Here is a 21,374-nt window from a genome sequence, read left to right on the forward strand (position 1 = left end):
CTGAAGAAATACCTGATTATGAACATACACGAATATCAAGGAAAAGAGATTTTAAGCAGCTATGGCGTGCGCATTCAGCGCGGTATTGTTGCCCATAACTCCAAAGAAGCAGTAGACGCTGCCAAAGAACTAACCGAACAAACCGGAACCGGATGGCATGTGATTAAAGCACAGGTACACGCCGGAGGCCGTGGTAAAGGTGGCGGTGTTAAACTTGCCAAAAACCTTAAAGAGGTAGAAGAGATTGCAGGAAATATTATCGGGATGAACCTGGTAACTCCTCAAACCACTGCCGAAGGTAAGAAAGTACACCAGGTATTGGTAGCTGAAGATGTTTACTACCCGGGAGACAGCGAGCCGGAAGAATATTATATGTCTGTATTGCTTAACCGTAATACCGGCCGTAATATGATCATGTATTCTACCGAAGGTGGTATGGATATCGAAACCGTGGCTGAAGAAACTCCGCACCTGATATTTCAGGAAGAAGTAGATCCTTCAGTTGGATTGCTTCCTTTCCAGGCGCGTCGCGTAGCTTTTAACCTTGGTCTTAGCGGAACCGCTTTTAAAGAGATGACCAAGTTCGTAATGTCTCTTTACAAGGCTTTCGAAAAGTCTGATTCTTCTTTGTTCGAGATCAACCCGGTACTTAAGACAAGTGACGATAAGATCCTTGCTGTAGATGCCAAGGTGACGCTTGATGATAATGCTCTTTTCCGTCATAAAGATTATGCAGAGATGCGTGATATTCGTGAAGAAAACCCAACAGAAGTAGAAGCTAAAGAAGTTGGTCTGAACTATGTAGACCTTGACGGAAATGTTGGGTGTATGGTAAATGGTGCCGGGCTTGCAATGGCAACTATGGACCTAATTAAGCAGGCTGGTGGTGAACCGGCGAACTTCCTTGATGTTGGAGGTACTGCAGATGCCAAAAGGGTAGAGGAGGCATTTCGTCTTATCTTAAAGGATGAGAAGGTTGAAGCTATTCTTGTAAATATCTTTGGAGGTATTGTACGTTGTGACCGTGTAGCCCAGGGGATTGTAGATGCTTATAAGAATATGGGAGACTCCATTAATGTACCGATCATCGTTAGACTTCAGGGTACCAACGCCGATGTTGCAAAAGAACTTATCGATAACAGCGGATTTGACGTATACAGTGCCGTAGAGTTTAAAGAAGCTGCAGATAAAGTACAGGAAGTGCTTAAGTAAGCCTTTCAAAATATATAATTAAGAAGCCACGCCCAAAAGCGTGGCTTTTTTTATTTCCTTTTTTTGAGGGACAACTGTAACACTCTTTCGGCCAGCTTCGTCTTTTTGTTATATAAACCTAACAATCATTGTACTATGAGAAAGTTACAGTTGTTTGCGCTGCTACTGGCTATATTTTCCGTGAGCGTATGTAAGGCCGATCCGGGTCCGTCAAAAACATTTACCGCTGAAGTTTACCAGCATTTGCAGAGTCTTCCGCTAAAGCTAAAAGAAGAACTCAAATTTCAGGTGAAGTTCAGCCTGAACACTTCCAATGAAATAGAAATTATTTCGGTAGGTTCAGATGATCCCTATGTGAATCATGTTATAAAGAAAAGACTTGAAGGGAAGAAAATGAGAACGCTGTTAGACCCTTCCATTAAAGAGTATAAACTTCCCATCAGCATTCAGCTTTAGGATCGATCAAAAGACGTAGGAATTTTAATCCGGCTCATCACCGGGTTTTTTATTAGGGTATAAAAAGCTGGTGGTTAATTAGTTAAAAAAAACTTAAAGGAGCTCAGATCCTGTAACTTTTTATGATCCCGGCAGTCTTTTAAGTATATAACCTTTAAATTTTTATTGATATGAAAAAATTGAATCTTTTAATTCTCGTACTTGCCTTAAGCATTGGCAGTGCAATTTCAGCATTCGCTCAGCCCGATGCTGTAGATAACGAAACTTCAGTAAAAGCTGAATTACAGAAAATGCTTGAAGAACCTAACTTTGAAGTGGAAGGCGTTTACCTGGCCAACGTGGTCTTTACCCTGAACAAAGACAACGAAATGGTTGTGTTAACGGTAGATTCGGACAATGAAACCGTAAAAGCCTTTGTAAAGCAGAGACTTAATTACAAGAAACTCAAGTCTCAGTTAGATCAGAATATTAAGGAATATAAATTACCGGTTCGAATACAAGCCTAAATCATCATCACTTGATCAATCAAAAAGCGTAAAAGCTTCAGCCCGGCAAAAGCCGGGTTTTTTGTTTAAACATTTGATATACAAGTTGTTATATCGTTAAATAAGTCTAAAAAACTCCTGAATCTGGTAACATCTTCTATAAAAGTCTGTCTATTAGGTATATAACCTTTTAAAATCAGTGTATTATGAGAAGATTAAAGTTGACCTATTTAATGATGGCCATATGTCTGGGAGGGATGTTCACGGCCACGGCAGCAACCGAAGTAAGAGATCCTGAAATATTAAGGAATGAAGTAATGGAATTACTGAAGGGCCTGGATTTTGCTCTTAGCGAAGAGACTTCAGTAGATATGATCTTTACGATCAATTCTGAAAATGAACTGGTAGTCCTGGCCTTGGACACTGAAGATGATCATTTGAAGTATACCATTATCAATAAACTTAACTATAAAAAGCTGCAAAGTGTTTCTGATAATGACCTGGATGAATATAAAGTTTCCTTAAGATTAGAACCCTGAAAATCATCATTCATTCATCTCAATCAAAAATCGAAAAAAATAAAACCCGGAAAGTTCCGGGTTTATTTATGTTCCTTAAGGAATGATCTTAGTCCATATCAGGATACCAGTCTAAAAGAACTACTTCTATATTTTTATTTCCTTCGTTCACCAGTTTTTTGAATTTCTCAACATCATGTAACCCGTCTTTTCCTCTGTAGTGGTAAGGGTATACCTTCGCGGGAGCAAAAGCCAGTACCCCCTCGGCAGCCTGTTCTACCGGCATTGTATAAGGTAAATTCATCGGGATAAATGCCATATCTATATTCTTAAGGTTGCGCATTTCAGGGATGTCTTCGGTGTCTCCTGCGAAATAGACCTTTGTTCCGCCCTTGGAGATCACATAACCATTACCGCGCCCTTTAGTATGGTAGGCGTCCTGGCTTTCAGGCAGGTTGTACATAGGGAGGGCCTCAATTTCAAAGCCGAGATGATTCTTTGTTTCTCCGTTATTCATCACCACCAGGTTCTTTTGCAGTTCTTTAGGAAGCTTTTCCTTTACCGCTTTTGGAACAATGACCTTGGTGTCTCCTAGTTTTAGAGCATTCAGGGTGTTGGCATCCATATGATCTCCGTGAATATCGGTGATCAGGACAAAATCTGGTTTGGGTTTATCGGCAAAGGCTTCAGCTCCCCCGGTAGGGTCTATATAAAATACAGATTCATCCCATTTCACCACTGCGGTAGCGTGAGAGATAGGATCAATTTCCACGGAAGATGAGTCGGTTTGCTGAGAGCTATCCTTCTCGGTCATTTCCGCAATTTCCTGAGGTGCTTTATCCGATTCTTTTTTCTCTTCATTCTTGCAGCCGGTAAAAATAAAAAAGGCTGCTAAAAAGGTAAGTGTCTGTTTCATAATTGCTTATTTTGATTTAAAGTTACATAAGCTTCAAGCTACAGACGGGAGGTTTAATAAAGATTTAAGAAAGTACGAGCTCCATCTTGATATCACCACGGGCGTAGGGATTGTTTTTTTCTATAGGGATTTCCCTGAAACCGTATTTTTCATAGATGTAGACCGCATTTTTCAGTTTCCGGTTAGAATAGATGATCAGTTTTTCCCAACCCTGCTTTTTAGCATAAGCCACACAATGCTCCATTAACTTTTGCCCGATCTTCTTTCCCTGGTATTCGGGAGTCACAGCCATTTTAGTGAGTTCAAAAATCCCGTCTTCCATTTTCATAAGGGCCACGCAACCAATGATTTTATCACCATCTCTGGCAAAAAATATATTACCTCCGGTATCGATGATGTATTTTTTTGGGTTACCCAGAACCTCCTTATCGTGCTCTTCTACCCAGAAAAATTTTTCGAGCCAGGCCAGGTTCAGGTTCTTAAAATCTTCTGCATATCTGGGGTCAAACGAAATTATCTCCATTGTGATGTGTGTGAATTGAACCGCTAATTTATGAAATAGCCTTATTCTGATGAATATTTTATAATTTAACTGAGAATTCAGCTCAAATGCCGATTCTTAAACTCCATACTATGAATAATTACTTACTCAGGTTACAGGTCATTCTTTATCTTTTTATTATAAGCAGCTGTTCCTCGGTCACCACTACCGAAGATCAGGAAGTAAGAATACTTCCGCCTGAAGAGCTTTACGGAGATCTTTTCTATGAAGTACAGACCGAAGCCGTTTTTCCTGATAGTAAGACTTTTGTAGATGCGGTTCCTTTAACCGAGGTTGACCTGATTAAAGAAAAGTTTAAAGATTTTGAGCCGGAATCAGATTCCGCTTTATACTATTTTGTTGAAGATAATTTCAGGATTCCCGGTTCCGGTCCGGCTTATAAAACCGATTCATCTTCTATAAACACACACATTAAGAAATTATGGGAGGTGTTGAAGCGCCCGGCCGATGAAGAAAGGACTGGAACTCTTATTCCGCTTCCGGAGCCTTATATAGTTCCCGGAGGTAGATTCAGGGAGATCTATTATTGGGATAGTTACTTTACAATGCTCGGGCTTCTGGAAGATGGAGAAGTGGAAACCATTCAGAATATGGTAGACAATTTTTCACATCTTTTAGAGGAATACGGGTTTATTCCGAATGGAAACAGGACTTACTATCTCGGGCGTTCACAGCCTCCGTTTTATGCAATGATGGTAGGTGTTCTGGCCGAGGCCAAAGGAGAACAGGTCTATGCAGATTATCTGGAATATCTTGAAAAAGAATATGACTTTTGGATGTCAGGCACCGGTAAGCTATCAGCAGAGAATAATGCCCATAGACGGGTGGTGAGATTGCCGGACGGGGAGATCCTGAACAGGTACTGGGATGATAAGAATACGCCAAGGCCCGAAAGTTTCAGGGAAGATGTGGAGACGGCAAGGGAAGCGGTGGCGAAAAATCCTGAGCTTACAAAGGAGGAAGTATACAGAAATCTGCGAGCCGGGGCAGAGTCGGGATGGGATTTTTCAAGTCGCTGGTTAACGGCAGATGCAAACGGTGAATTTAAACTTTCTACGATACATACCACGGCTATTCTTCCGGTAGATCTTAATTCGCTATTATACAATCTCGAATCTGTCATCGCGAAAGCTTATGATATAAAAGGGAACAAAGACGGCGCTGATAAATTTCTAAAAAGGGCAGAGCAAAGAGCCTTAGCTATAGAAAAGTATTTCTGGAGCGAAAAGGAAGGATATTTTATGGATTATAATTTTAAAGAAGGGCAATCTACGGGAGTGCTTTCTATGGCAGGAACATATCCCTTGTTTTTTGAAATCGCCTCAGAGCAACAGGCCGAGCAGGTGACCAAAAAAATAAGGGAGGTATTTCTTAAACCCGGAGGTCTGGTGACTACACCAAATCATACCGGGCAGCAGTGGGATGCTCCCAACGGGTGGGCACCCCTGCAATGGATCGGCATAAAGGGCTTGCGTAATTATGGCCAGGATTCCCTTGCCAATGAAATCAGGCAACGATGGCTTCATCTTAATGAAAGGGTATATAAGAATACCTTTAAAATGATGGAGAAATATAATGTTGAAGACCTTTCCAAAGAAAGCGGGGGTGGGGAGTACCCCACTCAGGATGGTTTTGGCTGGAGTAACGGGGTATATAGAAAACTTGCGGGAGAAGAAAAATAAATGATCTTATTATGGAAAACCTGGAACTCTACATAAATTATATCGCTCAGCTTATTGAAGCGGCGGGAGTGATCACCATTGTGACCGGTACTGTTTTGGCGTTTTGGAAGTTTTTATTTTCCGGACCTAAAGACAGTTCCAGGTCCTACCGAAAACTTCGGCAGGACCTGGGAAAAGGTATCTTACTTGGTCTTGAAATTCTTGTTGCGGGAGATATCATAGCCACTGTGGTCACTGAGCCAACAATGGACAGGGTTTTGGCGCTTGGAGTAATAGTGCTTATCAGGACCTTTCTGAGCTTCTCTATAGAACTTGAGATAGAAGGTAAATTCCCCTGGCAACAACATAAATCTTCAGAAGGGACCTCTACAAAACCGTAGTATTACTCATAAAGTCGGTGATAAGGTATGTAAGCGCTTTTCCGGTCTGGCCTTCCTCGCCTGCGGGGGCTACGGCTTCACATAAATGAAGGTACCTGCAATTGGTGGTTTTGGCCCGCATAACATAATTCCTGACCTCATTAAGGCTAAACCCGCTGGGAGTTTGGGCACTGCTCGGAAATCCCGCGATCGAATCGCAGTCTATCTCCAGTCCGAATTCCGACCTGTTTACGAAACTAAGCATCTCATTAAAACTCGAAAACCTTTTTTCTTCATCCAGAAGCATAAGGTCATCAAAAAGCTGATACCGGGTAATCTCTGATGCTTTTATTTCATCAAAAATATACTGGGGCGTATAGTTCTGATGAATCCCAAACATTGCATACTTCCCAAGGGAGCCTTCGTGACGGGCACAACTGAACCCATTACCGCTGTGACGATGTGCTATACTTCTAAGGTCTGTATGCGCATCAATATTCAGAATGTTTATTGGTCTTTCTATGGCCCTGGAACTGCCCTTTATATTCCCGAAAGCGTTATTATGCCCGCCTCCAATGATGATTGGGATTTTGCCCGCACCAACTATCTCTTCAACCAGGTTGGTAACGGCAAGGTCCAGTTTTTTGACTAGGTCACCCAGCTTGGCGTAATAATGCGGATCTTCTTCCCCCAGGTAGGCCGCCTTGTCCATCAGGTCTCTGCAGTCTATTTCTCCTAAAAGGATAAGATTTTCAGCATTAGTATATTCATTTACCTGAATATTGAGCAGGGAAGCAAGTAAATGCTGCCAGGTTCTTGCAGCCCCGGGTTTTCCGTGATTGGCCCTGATCCCTATGTCTTCGGGTATCCCGAAGATCACATATTCTGCAGGATGTTTTTCGAGTTCTTCAAGATCTTCAATAAAGCAGATCTTTTCACCAAATTTGGTTTCGCCCTCCCGGGTGGCCATATGATCTTTGATCGTTTTGGCATTGTAAATTTTTATACTTTCCATCTTAATCCAGTTTTTTTCCGTTGATGAATACCGATTCTATTGAATTGGTTCCAAAAGCATAGGGTAGGAAAGTGTAGGATGGGATCTCTTTAGTTAAAATCAGGTTGGCTTGTTTGCCTTTGGTGATACTGCCGTGGGTTTCGCTAAGCTCCATAGCGTAGGCGCCGTTTATGGTGGCAGCATTAATGGCTTCCTCCGGGTTCATCTTCATTTTGATACAGGCCAGGGAAACCACCAGGTTCATATTTCCGCTTGGAGTACTTCCCGGGTTGAAATCGGTGGCAAGAGCCAGTGGAAGTCCTGCATCTATCAGGTCCCGGGCGGGAGTATACGGGATACTCAAAAACAGGGAACAGGAAGGTAGTGCTACAGGCATCGTCTCGGTTCCCTTAAGACTTTCTATATCTTCAGGATTCAATACTTCCAGGTGGTCTACACTAAGCGCGTTATGTTCAACCCCCGCTTGTATCCCGCCAAAAGCATTGAACTGGTTCACGTGGATCTTCGGTTTCATCCCATACTCAGCGGCTGCGGAAAGGAGTCGGTGAGTATCTTCAATACTGAAGTATCCTTTTTCACAAAAAATATCAATGTAATCTGCCAGCTTTTCTTCAGCAACCTTCGGAAGGATCTCATTGATCACAAGATCCATGTATTCCTGAGGTTTTTCTTTGTATTCCTTCGGAATGGCGTGCGCTCCCAGGAAAGTGGGTTTGATACTGATGTCATAATTCTCCCGAAGTTTTCTGATTACCCGAAGCATCTTTAGCTCAGCTTCTTCGGTAAGGCCATAGCCTGATTTGATCTCGACGGCTCCCGTGCCCAGGCTCATCACTTCTTCCAGGCGTTTAGCCGATTGCTTGTAGACCTCCTCTTCAGAGGTTTCCTGTAGTGTTTTTGCGCTGTTAAGGATTCCACCTCCGCGGTTGGCTATCTCTTCGTAACTCATTCCGTTAATCCTGTCTGCAAACTCCAGTTCCCGGTTTCCTGCGTATACGATATGAGTGTGAGAATCACACCAGGCCGGCAGGATTATTTTTCCGCTGGCATCTATGGTCTCATCAGCCGCGATCTCCGGAACTGCGTCCATCTTTCCAAAATCGGCGATCTTATCATCTTCAATAAGCAGCCAGGCATTCCTGATGGAGGGAAGCTGCTTCATTTCCTTTCCGGATACTTTTTTAATTCCCGGTTCTCTTACTTGTAATAGTTCTTTTATGTTGGTGAAAAGTGATCTCATTTCTGAATTTTCGGTTAGTTTTTTTATCGATAATGTAAAGATAAAAAAGTCCCTTTGAAATCGCTTTCTTTCAAAAGGAAAAGGCTGTAATTTCAGATTTGGTAAGTAAAAAACCCGTCCGGAAGCGAACAGGTTTTTTATTTGAAGGATTATTCTAAGAAGACTAGTTCTCTTTCAGGGATTTCATATTGATTACAAAACGGTATTTTACATCAGAATCGACCACTCTTTTATAGGCATCATTGATGTTCTGCATATCTATCATTTCCACATCCGAAACAATATTGTTCTCTCCGCAGAAATCAAGCATTTCCTGTGTCTCCTTAATTCCGCCGATAACAGATCCTGCAATTCTCTTTCTTCCGAGAATGAGGGCTCCTCCGTGTACCGGGTCTACAGGTTCAATGGCACCAACAAGGACCATAGTTGCGTCCCTTTTTAAAAGACCTACATAAGGATTCACATCGTGACCAACCGGAATGGTGTTTAGAAGAAAATCAAAACTTCCCTGGTGCTTTTCCATCTCGTCTTCATCTGTAGAGATCAGAACTTCGTCGGCACCAAGCCTTTTGGCATCTTCGGCTTTAGAAGGAGAACGGCTTATCATTACCACCTTGGCACCAAGGGCGTGAGCAAACTTTACTCCCATATGACCAAGGCCTCCAAGCCCGATCACCCCAACTTTATCACCTTTCTTTACATTCCAGTGTCTTAGCGGCGACCAGGTTGTAATACCCGCACATAGAAGAGGAGCGACGGCTTTTGTGTCTATGTTTTCAGGAACTTTCAACACAAATTCCTTGTCCACAACTATCTGTTCTGAATAGCCGCCAAAAGTATGTCCTCCAAGGTGTTTATCGGGACTGTTATAGGTCATTGTGGCGCCATTCTCACAATATTGTTCAAGGTCCTCTTTACAGGAGTCGCATTCCTGGCAGGAATCTACCATACAGCCAACACCTACAAGGTCACCTTCATTAAAACCTTTTACATTGTCACCAACCGCAGTTACACGGCCAATAATTTCGTGGCCGGGTACTACAGGGTATTTCGAATTTTTCCAGTCATTTCTAACCTGGTGAATATCACTGTGGCAAACTCCACAGTATTCTATCTCTATCTTCACATCGTCGGCAGTGATATCACGTCTTTCTATTTTATGGGGTTCCAGATTGGCATCACTGGCTTTGGCTGCATATGCTTTTACTTCAGTCATCAATTTTTTATTTAAATTTCAATTAAGTTTCACTACAGGTTTTTACCTGTAGTTGTTCTGAAATTCTTTCGGAACATCAGATTTAAAATTAAGCTTTCATTTTCGGTTCCTCTCTTAAACAAGAACTAAAGCTTGTTGGGGAAATACTAATTATATTATAAATGTTCACAATTTAGGTATGACGGAAGGCTCGCTTGAGAAATTATAAGGACTAAATAAGCCTAAACAAATGAGCTTTTCTTAATTTAGGGCAGATTTTCATTTTTAAATAAAAGCTGGATATGACGAAAAAGGCACAAGGGATCAATACTATTTGCACGCACGCCGGGGAACTCGAAGATGAACAATTTAAAGGAGCTGTTTCCCCATTGTATATGGCTACCTCTTATGCTTTTGAAGAAGTAGAGGTAAAAAGGTATCCGAGGTATTTCAATACTCCCAACCAGGTGGCGCTGGCCCAGAAAATGGCGGCGCTGGAACACGGAGAGGCAGCCCTTATTTTTGGAAGCGGAATGGCTGCCGTTAGCAATTCGCTTTTGGCTTTTCTTCAAAATGGAGATCACGTGGTGCTTCAGAATACGCTTTACGGTGGAACGATTAACCTTGTGACCGAAGAATTCGATAAGTTCGGGATCGGGTATAGTTTTACCAAAGACTCGAAACCGGCTTCCTTCGAAGCTGAAATTAAGAAAAATACTAAGGTGATTTATATTGAAACACCTTCCAACCCTTTGCTTACCATTACCGATCTTAAAGCCATTGCTGGAATTGCTGAAAAGCACGGTCTTGTTAGTATGATCGATAATACCTTTGCCTCACCGGTAAATCAGAACCCGATCGATTTCGGGATTGACCTCGTGATCCATTCAGCCACTAAATATATGGGAGGTCACAGCGATATTCTAGCCGGCACGGTGATCTCTTCAGAAGATTATATAGATAAGGTCTTTCATCTGGCCAAGAACTTTGGAGGCAGCCTGAGTGATTATACGGTATGGCTGCTGGAGCGAAGCATAAAGACGATGGGGATAAGAGTAAAGGCCCAGAGCGAAAATGCCCTGGCGCTGGCCGAATTTCTGGAAAAGCATCCCGACGTAGACCGGGTGTATTACCCTGGATTAAAATCGCACCCGGAGCATTCGCTGGCTTCTTCGCAAATGAAAGCTTTTGGGGGTATGCTTTCTTTTGAGCTTAAACAGGATCTGGATGCAGTCCACTTCCGGAAGGCGCTGAAACTCATTAAGCCTTCTATGAGCCTGGCAGGGGTGGAGTCTACCATACTTTCTCCGGCCAAAACCTCTCACGGACTAATGAGTGCTGAAAAAAGGGAGAAACTCGGGATTAAGGACGGGTTACTGCGCTTTTCGGTGGGTATTGAAGAAAAGGAAGATCTTATTGCCGATATTGAACAGGCACTTGAAAAAATTAAAAAATAAAAAAGAATGCTTTTCTGCTGCAGAGCAGGGGGTGGAGTTATATAAAAAATTATGAAGTTAGATATACTTGCTGTGGGAGCACATCCCGATGATGTTGAATTAAGTTGTTCAGGTACTCTTGCCAAAGAAATAGACCGGGGCAGGAAAGTCGGAATTCTTGACCTTACAAGAGGGGAACTGGGTACAAGAGGCACTGCGTTAACCCGGGATAAGGAGGCGGCAGATGCGGCCAGGAAACTTGGAGTAAAGGTGCGGCACAATCTTGAGTTCAGCGACGGATTTTTTGAGAACAATACAGCCCATCAGCTGGAGATCATCAAAATTCTGAGAAAATACAGGCCGGAAGTGGTGTTCTGTAACGCGGTGGACGATCGTCATATAGACCACGGGAAAGGGGCGAAATTAGTGAGTGACGCCTGTTTCTTAAGCGGACTGCGAAAGATCGAAACGATTATGGATGGTGAGGCCCAGGAGTCCTGGAGGCCCAAACACGTCTATCACTATATTCAATGGAAAAATCTGCAACCAGACTTTGTAGTGGACATTACCGGCTACCTGGGTAAAAAACTGGACTCGGTGAAGGCCTATAAGACACAGTTTTATGATGAGAACAGTGAGGAGCCAAAAACTCCTATCTCCAGCAGTAACTTTTTAGACAGTATAACTTATCGTGCCCAGGACCTCGGAAGGCTTATTAATACCGAGCACGGAGAAGGTTTTACCGTAGAGCGCTATGTTGCAGTCGATTCCATTTTCGACCTCATTTAATTGAAAAAAAGTCTTTGCGAAATTGCGGAAATAACTTACATTTGCAACCGCAATTAAAATGGTGGTTGTAGCTCAGCTGGTTAGAGCGCCGGATTGTGGTTCCGGAGGTCGCCGGTTCGAAACCGGTCTTCCACCCTTTAGAGGCTCTTTAGGAAACTAAGGAGCTTTTTTATTATACCTACTTCAGTTTCTTCAAACACTGTGCGGTTTCTTATTAATCTCGTATTTTTACCAAAACCACAAATCAGGCTATGAATTCAAGAAAAGAACAGTTAAAGGCTTTCGACCGGCTCTTAACTATAATGGACGAATTGAGGGAGCAGTGTCCCTGGGACAGGAAACAGACGATGGAGTCTTTGCGGCACCTTACCATAGAAGAGACCTATGAACTGGGAGATGCCATCCTAGATAATGATCTTGATGAAGTAAAAAAGGAGCTTGGAGACCTTTTATTGCATCTTGTTTTTTATTCCAAAATAGGCAGTGAGACCGGAGATTTTGATATAGCCGATGTTGCCAACGGGATCTGTGATAAACTGATCGACCGGCATCCGCATATTTATGGGGATGTTGAGGTAGCAGATGAAGAAGAGGTAAAGAAGAACTGGGAGAACCTTAAACTTAAGGAAGGAAAGAAAAGTGTACTCGAGGGAGTGCCAAGATCCCTGCCGGCAATGGTAAAAGCCAGCCGTATCCAGGATAAGGTGGCCGGGGTAGGCTTTGATTGGGAAGAGCCACAGCAGGTATTTGAAAAACTGCAGGAAGAACTTGAAGAACTTCAGCACGAGGTGAATGATGAGAATAAGGATAAAATAGAAGCCGAGTTTGGCGATGTTCTGTTCTCAATGATCAATTATGCCCGTTTTCTTGATGTGAATCCTGAGAACGCTTTAGAGCGCACCAATAAGAAATTCATTCAGCGTTTCCAATATCTGGAATCTAAGGCCAAAGAGAATAAAAAAGCGCTTAAGGATATGAGCCTTGCCGAAATGGATGTTTTCTGGAATGAAGCCAAAAGCCTTTAAGAAAGCTTATTTTCTGAAAACAATAAGGTCAGGGCCTATCTCCACATCTGAAAATCTGAATAGTTCCCTGATGATTTCAAGACTCTTTTTGGTGTATAGAAATACATGTGTAGGATCGTTCTTGTAGTACCATTTCTCAAAGTCTATTTCCGGAGAATACAGGGCGGTCTTGCAATAAAGCTTTCCACCCGGTTTAAGCAGGCCAAATAATTTTCTGAATTCTTTCGCCGGTTCCTGAAAATGTTCCATCACTTCGCAACAGATAATAAAGTCGTAAAGCTTGGTCAGGGCTTCTCTGTCATTCCTGAAATAAGGATCGTATAGAATGATCTGGTAGTTTTTCTTGCCGAGTTCGGAAGCTGCCACAGGGCCTGTTCCGCATCCGTAATCAAGGCCCATTGCTGTTTCCGGGAACTCATTGATTACCGCTGAAGTGATGGGGCTCACAAAATCCTGATACCTCTTATCGGTCACATCATTATTGTGTTCCTCATAACGTTGTTTCTCCTTTGCAGGACTAATGAAGTATTCGGGTAGAAGCAAAATAGCTTTACAATTCACGCATTGAACGAACTCTTTGCCTCCTCCATTAAAAAAGGAATGAGTTTGTTCGGTGCATAAGCTGCAAAGCATATTTTTAGTACAGGGAATTTACCTTGCGAAGTTTCTCTTTCCAAACTTCCAGCTGGGCTTTATGATCTTCTATATTCTTCAATACTTCTTTTACCAGCGGATTATCTTCTTCAACATTCGAAAAGAACTGCAGGTTGTTTTCCAGCTGCCTGATCTCTGCCTTGGTTTCTTCTATTTTCTTGGTCAAGAAATAATGCTCGTTGTGAATACGCTTGTCATCTTCTGCATTGTTAAGGGCTTCGATCTTGTTTTCATATTTCATCATCTCGGCCTTGGTGCGGTCAACATCAATTTTATTGAAAAGTTGATCCAGGGCTTTATTAAATTTCCCTTCTATAAAGCGCTTGTTCTGGGGTACTCTTCCAATATTTTTCCAGGCCTCGATATATTCCTTGATCTTCGCGAGATCTTCTTTTTTGTTGCCTTTTAGTTCAACGGCTTTCACCTCGTCCAGGAGCTCTTTCTTCTTGCCGTAAGCCTCAAGTTCTTCTTTGTTCTCCTCATTTCTGGTCGCGTGAAGCCTGTCAAAATAATGATTGCAGGCGGCCTTGAACTGCTTCCAGACCTTATCACTGTCTTTTCTGGGTACGTGACCTATCTGCTTCCAGTCTGCCTGGATCTTTTTCATTAAAGGAGTTACGGTCTTAAAGTCATCGCTATCCTTATTATCCTCGGCGATCTGGATAAGCTCTTTTTTCTTTTCAAGATTGTCATACTGTTGCTTCTTCAGGTTCTTATAGAAAGCATTCTTCTTGCGGTTGAACCTTCTTACGTTTTGCTTGAACTCGCTCCAGGTTTCTTCGTTCTTGCTTCTCGGTACTTTTCCGGCCTTAAAGAAGGCTTCACGAAGGGCTTCGATTTCCTTGATCTTCTGCTGCCACTTTCCGTGACTGTTGAAGTCCTGATCGGCGATCTCTTTTATTTTCTGGATGATTTCCTGCTTTACTTCCCAGTTTTTCTCGTAGTGTTCTTCAAGCTGATTGAAGTATTCCTGCCTCTTATCGTGTATCTGCTTGGTAGCCGTACTAAAACGGTCCCAGATATCTTCCCTGAATTCCTTTGCTACAGGACCCAGTTCTTCCTTCCACATTTTGTGAAGCATCTGTAATTCACGAAACGCACGATTTATATCCGATTCCTGGGCTAATTCTTCGGCCCGGTCTATTACTTTCAGCTTCTGTTCAAGATTGTGCTTAAAATCAAGATCTCTGAATTCACGATTGAGATGAAGAAAATCATAGAAATTCTCTACGTGATGATGATAGGTGTTCCAGACATCATTGTATTTGTCTCTGGGAATTGGTCCCGCCATACGCCAGCGATCCTGCAATTCCTTAAAATGCCTGTAAGTGGTGTTGATGTTCTCCTCCACACCAAGCAGCCCTTTTAGCTCTTCTATGATCTCAAGACGCTTGTTTAGGTTGGCGTTAAGATCTTGTTTCAGCTTTTTGTAATAGTTGTTCCTTCTTTCTTTATAGTCGAAGTACAACGAGTTAAAATGCTTTTTCAGGGGTGTGGAATAGTGGAAATCAATAATGTTTCCGCCATCAGCAAGAAACTCCTCTTTCTTCTCTTCCACCTCTTCATCGAACTTTGCGTTGAATTCGGTTCTGATTTCGGCAACATGCTCTCTTATGGCCTGCACCTTTTCCTTTTTTAGCAGGCTTTCCAGCTCATCGGCAAGAGCTTCCTTGCTCATTGAGTGGTAATCTTTCTTGGGAATGTTGTGACGTTCGCTGGCCGATTCGTCTTCGCTGTCTTCTGCAACTGCCTCGTCTACATCTTCCTGGTGGCCTTTTGAAGGTTTATCTTCTGAAGCTACGTGCTCTTCATCATCCTCGTCATCATCTGCCGAAAGCCTTTCTTTAGCTTTGGTAGTGCTTCCTGAAGCTGACTCATCTACCATCGCATCTTCAAGCTCGTTTTTTTTCGGTTGCTTTTCTTCTGCTGAAGCCTTTACTCCGGTTTTATCTTTCTTCACAGGTTCATCTGCATCCTTCTGAGAGGTTTTTGTAGTTTTAGCCTGTTCCTTATTATCCTCGTCTTCATCTTCCGCTGAAAGCCTTTCCTCGGTCTTTGGAGCAGCTCCTGAAGCTGCCTCATCTACCATTGCGTTTTCCAGCTCGTTTTCTTTTGAATTCTTTTTTTTCTCTGAAGTTTTCACCTTGGTTTTTTCTTCCTTAACATTCTCAGAAAATGATTTTTCAGTAGATCCTGCGTCCTTATCCAGACTTTCATCCTGCACCTTTTCTTCTGCTTCCTGAATGTTTTCAGGCTTTTTCACTTCGTCGTTGGAAAGTTTTTTTTTGGGTTTTTCATTTTCTTGCTGAGACATATCTTTCAATGTTAAGGTTCGTGTAAATCTTTAATTAGGCTGAAAGATAACAACTCCACTAAAATTGGGCAAGACTTTGCGTCTATTTGTAAGGATTTGGGAAGGCTCAGTTTAAAACTTTAACTATTCCATATTTCCCAGGCTTTTTCGGCCTGAAGCTTTAACATATTAAGACCGTTAAGGCAGGTGGCACCTCGTTCCCGGGCCTTTTTCATTAAAGTTGTTTCCAGCGGATTATAGATAAGGTCGAAAATAAGATGAGCCTCAGAAATATAGCCTATGGGAAGGTCCGGATAGCGTTCGGTATCAGGGTGAGTTCCCAGTGGCGTACAGTTTATGATTACCGTGTATTCCTTCAGGATATCGGCGTTTAACTGCTCGTAGGAGAACTTATGATGTCCGTCTTTTCGGGAAACGAATCTGTAGGTTATTCCAAGATTGGTTAGCGCATAGGCTACTGCTTTCGAAGCCCCGCCCGTACCCAGAATTAATGCTTTTTTGTGCTGGGGCTGAAGATAAGCTTTAATTGCCTCATAAAAGCCGTAATGATCTGTATTGTATCCGGTAAGGCTGCCGTCCTTCTCTATTTTAATAGTGTTTACCGCACCTATTTCTTCGGCCTCGGTATCAAGCCTGTTCAGGTATGGGATCACGGCCTCCTTGTAAGGAATGGTAACGTTAAGGCCTGAAAGATCGGGGGTATTCTTAAAGACCTCTTCAATCTGCTCAATTTTGGATAGGTCAAAATTCCGGTAAACAGCAGTTATATGGTGCTTTTCGAATTTCTCACTGAAGTAAGCACGCGAAAAGGAGTAATCTATATTTTGGCCTATGAGTCCGTAAATTTTCATAATCTTGAAGATCTTTTTTCGTACCAGGCCAGGCCAAGCACAATGAATATTCCTGTAATTATAAAGAAGATCCCCAGCCAGGTTTGAGCAGCATCAAAATCGGGCATATACCGGTCATAATTGTCTATAATTGCATTACCCATTCTGTCGTAGAGGATACCTCCGGCTTCATCTGTCTTGAAGATCTTTTCTTTCCAGGGCCACACTACACCTAGGGAACCGGTAATGAAGCCTATAATGTAAGCAAATGTGTCTTTTCTGTAATGCTTTAATACGTAGCCCAACAAGTGTGAAAGGGAGACTAACCCGGCCAGAGATCCTGCAGAGAACACAATGAGAACCTGTAATAGCCGTATTCTTTCATCATTATGAATAAAGGAGAAATCGAATATTAACAAATCGGCCATTGTGTCGTACAAGGCATTTACAGAGTCTACCAAGAGGAGCACATAATTTCCCAGCAAAATAAGCACAAAGGAACCTGAAAGGCCTGGAAGCGTCATCCCGGAAACACTTATCATTCCACAGAAAAACACAAAAAACAGGTTATCATTTTGTTTGGCGGGTTCCAGGAAACTGATGGCGATACCACAAATAACACCCAATGTGACAAAAATGATACTCCTTCGGCTCCATTCATCAAAATCTTTGCTGATGTAGTAGATAGAACCCACGATCATTCCGAAGAATGCCGCCCAAACATAGACCTCATAATGGAGCAAGAGGTAATCCAGGATCTTGGAAACGCTGAAATAACTAATAACCATACCCAGGATGAGCAGCCCCATAAAACGGCCGTTCACATATTGGTAAAGGCTTCTGAACCTTCCGTTAATAAGTAGTTTAAAAGCCTTAAGATTGATTTTTTGCAGAGAATAAATGAACTCTTCATAAAATCCGGCCACGAAAGCTACCACGCCTCCGGAAACACCGGGGACCTTATTGGCCGCACCCATTGCTAAACCTTTTAGTAACAGCAGGACTTTATCTGTAAGCGTTCTAGTTTTCTGCATCCGGACCAATAGGGTTTTGAGTAGCCAGATATTCTAAGGCAAGTATGAGAAGGAATCCTCCCAGCATTAAGGCAATAGCCGAGATCATTTGGGGGTCGTCCTGAAAATTCCATGGCAGGACCGAGGCTTCTTTAATCACTATTTCTTTATCTCCGTAAGTCTGGGTTTCCAGGACTTTTTTCCAGGGCCATATTTTATTTAGGGAACCTGCGATGAAGCCTGTTAAAACAGCCAGGGTGATTGTACTGTAATGATTAAAAAGCCACTTAAGGACCTTTGAAAAGGTAAGCAGGCCAAAGACGGCTCCTACGCCAACAATGGCAAGTGTTTTAACATCAAAATTATGGGCGGCCTGGGTTACATGTTTGTAGGCGCCAAGCAGGACAAGGATGAATGCTCCCGAGATTCCGGGTAATATCATAGCGCAAACGGCAATGGCACCTGCAAAGAACATAAAAAGGTTACTGGAGTTACTTCCCAGAGGGGGAAGGGATACGATATAAAAGGCCACGGCAGCTCCAATGAGCAATGCCGCAACTACTTTAAAATTCCATTTAGGGATCTGTTTTCCGACAAACCAGATACTAGCCAGTACAAGGCCAAAGAAAAAAGACCAGATAAGGATAGGATGTTCTTCCAGCAGGTAATTGGTAAGCCGCATTACCGTAAAGATACTGATAAGAATTCCTGAAAGCAGAGCGAGGATGAAGGCGCCGTTCATTTTGCGCCACATTGCCATAAAGCCGTTATTCTTCCATATTTTTAGCAGTTCAAAATCTACACTGCTTATGGTGGTGATAAGTTCCTCGTAAATTCCGGAAATGAAGGCTATGGTCCCTCCCGAGACCCCGGGAACAACATCTGCTGCTCCCATCGCCATTCCTTTTAGGGTAACTTTAAGGTAATCGTAAAAGTTTCGCTGCATGGCAGAAAATTAAGTTTCCGCCAAAGTTAGCAAAATAACTAAGAGGTGCTTATAAAGGAATTTATAATTTCCAGCACGCTTTTTCGGTTAAAAATATCAGGAAATAGCTCCTCGATTATGATGTAATATTCAGGGTCAATTTCCAGTGCGTTACGCAGGTGATGGTATGCTTTATCTCCGTCATTAAGAGAAAAATAAAGTCCTGTTAGACGGTATTCTATTTCAGCTGTATCAGGATAAAATTCTATAGCCTGCAGCAGGTTTTTAACCGCTGTTTCATATTCCCCCAGTCCTATAAGGATGTCGCAACGCTTTATCCAGGTTTCCAGTTCATAATTTCCAAGATCAAGACTTTTCTTATAGCCTTGTTCAGCCTCTTCGTAAAATTTAAGACGGTTGTTAATCTTTGCATATCGCTTCCAGTACAACACATTCTCTTCGTCTATATGAATGGCCTTGTTGATATAGTACAGCGCCTTTTGAAAGTTGCGTTTCTTGATATAGAAGTCAGTAATAGCGATCCATCCCTTGTCCAGTAAAGGATCTTCATGTACGGTCTTCTTGTAATGAGTAAGTGCAAGATCATGAAGGCCTAACTTTTCAAAACACTTCCCGATCCTTAGATATGCAAAAGAGGTAGGGTCTTCAAGTTCAAGGGTGATCTTATAGTTCTCTATGGCTTCGTTGTAACGGCCGAGTTTTTCAAGAACCTTCCCTTTTTCCATATAGGCACCTATGAACCTGTCGTCGCTTATAATGGCGAAATCGAATGCTGCAAGTGCTCTTTCGTACTCTTTAAGATCAAAATACTGCTTCCCAACCTGGTGCCAGGCTACCTCGCAATATGGATTCTTGTCCAGGTACATATTAAGGTATTCTATGGCTTCTTCCTTCTGGTCAAGAAAATCGAAGCAATACATAACATTATATAAGGCCGAATAATCTTCTTCATCGGTCTCGAGGCATTTCATAAAACTGTACTTGGCATTTTCAAAATCCTCAAGGAAAAGATATTCCATCCCGATTAGAGAGTAGATCTCTGCAGGTTCCGGAGATACTTCAATTGCCATTTCCAGTACCTGGATGGCCATTTTATGGTTGTCACGTTTAGAGAAAATCTGGGCTTTCTGGATATAGATCTCTTCATTGGAAGATTCCAGGTCCTGCAACTCGTTCAGCAAGTTGTCGGCCAGTTCCAGCTTATCCTCAAATACCAGGATCTCGACCTTGAAAAGTTTGAGATTGGTGGAAGTGGGATGCTGGGTGAGCCCCAGTTTAACGGCCTTTTTTGCCAGTGCAATTTTGCCGTTCTCAAGGTAGTAGTGAATAATATTCTCGAATTCGTTTGAATCAAAGAAGAGAACGTCATTTGTTTTCAGCATAGATTCGAAGCGGGTAAGCGAGAAATTGTTTTCGTCATTATGGCTTAATTGCATACACCAAAGTATTACGGGATTTCTACAGTACTAAAGTTAATAATGATACAAAGCGATTAGGGCTATATCCTATATTGTTGTTAACAAATTAATTAACAGCTTTTAGTACTAATTATTTATTTGGTTCAATACGTCAATAATAATGCCACAACCTTCCTTAATCTCTCCATCTGAAATAGTTAGGGGTGGGGTAATGCGAACAGCCTTTTTTTCGAAGAGCAGCCAGAAGAGAATGAGGTTTTTTTCCTTACATCTAAGGATCAGTTCGTTGGCTGTATTTTCTGAATTCAGGATGAGGGCCAGCATAAGACCCTTTCCCCGTATTTCCTTTATTAGCGGATGCTGAAGTTCTTCCCTGAATAGTTTTTCCTTCTGAAGCGTCTCTGTCATAAGGCCGGTGGTAGTCACTTCTTTCAGGGTGGCCAGTGCTGCAGCTGCGATCACGGAATTCCCGCCAAAGGTGGTGATATGACCCATTTTTGGGTTATCGCTCAGGCTGTTCATTATTTGGGTTGAAGCAGAAAATGCTCCGATGGGCATTCCTCCGCCCATTCCTTTTCCCATAGCCACAATGTCAGGCGCCATCCCGAAGTTCTCAAATCCGAAGAGTTTTCCCGTACGGCCGAATCCGGGCTGGATCTCATCAAGAATTAACAAAGCCCCGACCTCTTCACATCTTGCTTTTACCTTTTTCAGGTAATCGTTTTCAGGAAGTATGAATCCGGCCCCACCCTGTATGGTTTCCAGAACTACTCCGGCTGTCTTCTCGGTTATTTTATCAAGGTCATCAATCTTATTGAAATCGATAAAGGAGATATCTCCAAGAAGCGGCCTGAAGGGCTTCTGCCTTTCTTCATAGTTCATAAGGCTTAAAGATCCCATGGTGTTCCCGTGATAGGCATTTCTGGCGGCGATGATCTCACTCCTTCCGGTATACCTTCTTGCGAGTTTCATAGCACCTTCTATGGCTTCGGTACCGGAGTTGGTGAGGTAAGTCTTTTCTAGGGGAGCAGGGAAATGGCTGGCCAGAAGCTTGGTAAGTTCTACGGCCGGTTGTTGTGCATATTCGCCGTAAACCATCACGTGCATATATTTTTCTGCCTGTGTTTGTACGGCTTTTACTACAGCAGGATGGCAGTGACCAAGGCTGCAAGCCGATACACCTGCCACAAAGTCAAGGTGTTGCTTGCCATCTGTGGTGTAAATATACGACCCGCGGGCGTGAGACACTTCCAGTCCCAGGGGGTGTGGCGTGGTTTGTGCCTGATATTTTAAAAAATCCTCTTTCAAC

The 21,374-nt window shown here is 42.6% G+C and carries 21 protein-coding genes and 1 tRNA gene; 10 read left to right on the forward strand and 12 right to left on the reverse strand.

Annotated elements, in window-relative coordinates; all coding sequences use genetic code 11:
- The first annotated feature begins 18 nt into the window (after positions 1–18).
- The 4 genes from sucC to ACFQ3Q_RS06835 all read left to right on the forward strand — a co-directional run bounded on the left by sucC (position 19) and on the right by ACFQ3Q_RS06835 (position 2,692).
- On the forward strand, positions 19–1,212 hold the full coding sequence (gene sucC / locus ACFQ3Q_RS06820; protein WP_380744202.1) for an ADP-forming succinate--CoA ligase subunit beta: 1,194 nt from the start codon (positions 19–21) through the stop codon (positions 1,210–1,212).
- A 135-nt stretch (positions 1,213–1,347) separates the two neighbouring features.
- Positions 1,348–1,668, forward strand: coding sequence for a hypothetical protein (locus ACFQ3Q_RS06825; protein ID WP_380744203.1), 321 nt, complete (start codon positions 1,348–1,350; stop codon positions 1,666–1,668).
- Between the two features lie 170 nt (positions 1,669–1,838).
- Entirely contained in the window at positions 1,839–2,174 is a 336-nt protein-coding gene (locus ACFQ3Q_RS06830; RefSeq protein ID WP_380744205.1) for a hypothetical protein, read from the forward strand.
- 185 nt (positions 2,175–2,359) lie between these two features.
- Entirely contained in the window at positions 2,360–2,692 is a 333-nt protein-coding gene (locus tag ACFQ3Q_RS06835; protein ID WP_380744207.1) for a hypothetical protein, read from the forward strand.
- A gap of 88 nt (positions 2,693–2,780) precedes the next feature.
- Here the strand turns inward: ACFQ3Q_RS06835 and ACFQ3Q_RS06840 are convergent, their stop codons facing one another.
- A complete protein-coding gene (locus tag ACFQ3Q_RS06840) occupies positions 2,781–3,587 on the reverse strand; it encodes an MBL fold metallo-hydrolase (protein WP_380744209.1) in 807 nt (268 codons plus the stop codon).
- A 64-nt stretch (positions 3,588–3,651) separates the two neighbouring features.
- Positions 3,652–4,110, reverse strand: coding sequence for a GNAT family N-acetyltransferase (locus tag ACFQ3Q_RS06845; RefSeq protein WP_380744211.1), 459 nt, complete (start codon positions 4,108–4,110; stop codon positions 3,652–3,654).
- A gap of 110 nt (positions 4,111–4,220) precedes the next feature.
- Between ACFQ3Q_RS06845 and treF the strand changes: the two genes are divergently transcribed.
- Both treF and ACFQ3Q_RS06855 read left to right on the forward strand, forming a co-directional pair.
- Entirely contained in the window at positions 4,221–5,831 is a 1,611-nt protein-coding gene (gene treF, locus ACFQ3Q_RS06850) for an alpha,alpha-trehalase TreF (protein ID WP_380744213.1), read from the forward strand.
- A gap of 11 nt (positions 5,832–5,842) precedes the next feature.
- Complete coding sequence (locus ACFQ3Q_RS06855) at positions 5,843–6,211, forward strand: DUF1622 domain-containing protein (protein WP_380744215.1); 369 nt, start codon at positions 5,843–5,845, stop codon at positions 6,209–6,211.
- Here the strand turns inward: ACFQ3Q_RS06855 and ACFQ3Q_RS06860 are convergent.
- The 3 genes from ACFQ3Q_RS06860 to ACFQ3Q_RS06870 form a co-directional block, all read right to left on the reverse strand.
- Positions 6,198–7,205, reverse strand: a complete 1,008-nt coding sequence (locus ACFQ3Q_RS06860; RefSeq protein ID WP_380744217.1) for an arginase family protein — start codon at positions 7,203–7,205, stop codon at positions 6,198–6,200. The two genes, ACFQ3Q_RS06855 and ACFQ3Q_RS06860, sit on opposite strands and share 14 nt — an antisense overlap.
- 1 nt (position 7,206) lies before the next feature.
- Positions 7,207–8,445 carry an imidazolonepropionase gene (gene hutI / locus ACFQ3Q_RS06865; RefSeq protein ID WP_380744219.1) on the reverse strand — a complete coding sequence of 413 codons (1,239 nt, stop codon included), beginning with the start codon at positions 8,443–8,445 and terminating at the stop codon, positions 7,207–7,209.
- Positions 8,446–8,608: 163 nt separating this feature from the next.
- Complete coding sequence (locus tag ACFQ3Q_RS06870) at positions 8,609–9,661, reverse strand: NAD(P)-dependent alcohol dehydrogenase (RefSeq protein WP_380744221.1); 1,053 nt, start codon at positions 9,659–9,661, stop codon at positions 8,609–8,611.
- A 281-nt stretch (positions 9,662–9,942) separates the two neighbouring features.
- Here ACFQ3Q_RS06870 and ACFQ3Q_RS06875 point away from each other — a divergent pair, with 281 nt between their 5' ends.
- From ACFQ3Q_RS06875 to mazG, 4 genes are all read left to right on the forward strand, one after another.
- On the forward strand, positions 9,943–11,097 hold the full coding sequence (locus ACFQ3Q_RS06875) for a trans-sulfuration enzyme family protein (RefSeq protein ID WP_380744223.1): 1,155 nt from the start codon (positions 9,943–9,945) through the stop codon (positions 11,095–11,097).
- Between the two features lie 51 nt (positions 11,098–11,148).
- Positions 11,149–11,865, forward strand: coding sequence for a bacillithiol biosynthesis deacetylase BshB1 (bshB1, locus tag ACFQ3Q_RS06880; protein ID WP_380744225.1), 717 nt, complete (start codon positions 11,149–11,151; stop codon positions 11,863–11,865).
- Positions 11,866–11,925: 60 nt separating this feature from the next.
- Positions 11,926–12,001: transfer RNA gene (locus ACFQ3Q_RS06885), tRNA-His, on the forward strand.
- A gap of 115 nt (positions 12,002–12,116) precedes the next feature.
- The gene (gene mazG / locus ACFQ3Q_RS06890; RefSeq protein WP_380744227.1) at positions 12,117–12,890 is read left to right on the forward strand and encodes a nucleoside triphosphate pyrophosphohydrolase; all 774 of its coding nucleotides are present in this window, start codon (positions 12,117–12,119) and stop codon (positions 12,888–12,890) included.
- Between the two features lie 6 nt (positions 12,891–12,896).
- On the opposite strand, the gene ACFQ3Q_RS06895 is transcribed toward mazG, so the two are convergent.
- The 7 genes from ACFQ3Q_RS06895 to ACFQ3Q_RS06925 all read right to left on the reverse strand — a co-directional run bounded on the left by ACFQ3Q_RS06895 (position 12,897) and on the right by ACFQ3Q_RS06925 (position 21,373).
- Positions 12,897–13,433, reverse strand: a complete 537-nt coding sequence (locus tag ACFQ3Q_RS06895; protein WP_380744229.1) for a class I SAM-dependent methyltransferase — start codon at positions 13,431–13,433, stop codon at positions 12,897–12,899.
- Between the two features lie 94 nt (positions 13,434–13,527).
- Complete coding sequence (locus ACFQ3Q_RS06900; RefSeq protein ID WP_380744231.1) at positions 13,528–15,858, reverse strand: DUF349 domain-containing protein; 2,331 nt, start codon at positions 15,856–15,858, stop codon at positions 13,528–13,530.
- A gap of 119 nt (positions 15,859–15,977) precedes the next feature.
- Positions 15,978–16,709: a shikimate dehydrogenase family protein gene (locus ACFQ3Q_RS06905; protein WP_380744233.1), complete on the reverse strand. Its 732-nt coding sequence runs from the start codon at positions 16,707–16,709 to the stop codon at positions 15,978–15,980.
- The gene (locus ACFQ3Q_RS06910) at positions 16,706–17,722 is read right to left on the reverse strand and encodes a DUF368 domain-containing protein (protein WP_380744235.1); all 1,017 of its coding nucleotides are present in this window, start codon (positions 17,720–17,722) and stop codon (positions 16,706–16,708) included. Before ACFQ3Q_RS06910 ends, ACFQ3Q_RS06905 begins: the two co-directional genes overlap by 4 nt.
- Positions 17,709–18,647, reverse strand: coding sequence for a DUF368 domain-containing protein (locus ACFQ3Q_RS06915; RefSeq protein WP_380744236.1), 939 nt, complete (start codon positions 18,645–18,647; stop codon positions 17,709–17,711). The genes ACFQ3Q_RS06910 and ACFQ3Q_RS06915 overlap by 14 nt, the downstream gene beginning before the upstream one ends.
- A gap of 38 nt (positions 18,648–18,685) precedes the next feature.
- On the reverse strand, positions 18,686–20,083 hold the full coding sequence (locus ACFQ3Q_RS06920; RefSeq protein ID WP_380744238.1) for a tetratricopeptide repeat protein: 1,398 nt from the start codon (positions 20,081–20,083) through the stop codon (positions 18,686–18,688).
- A gap of 108 nt (positions 20,084–20,191) precedes the next feature.
- The gene (locus ACFQ3Q_RS06925; protein WP_380744239.1) at positions 20,192–21,373 is read right to left on the reverse strand and encodes an aspartate aminotransferase family protein; all 1,182 of its coding nucleotides are present in this window, start codon (positions 21,371–21,373) and stop codon (positions 20,192–20,194) included.
- Between the last annotated feature and the right edge of the window lies 1 nt (position 21,374).

This window comes from Salegentibacter chungangensis, assembly GCF_042678405.1.
Taxonomy (GTDB): domain Bacteria; phylum Bacteroidota; class Bacteroidia; order Flavobacteriales; family Flavobacteriaceae; genus Salegentibacter_A; species Salegentibacter_A chungangensis.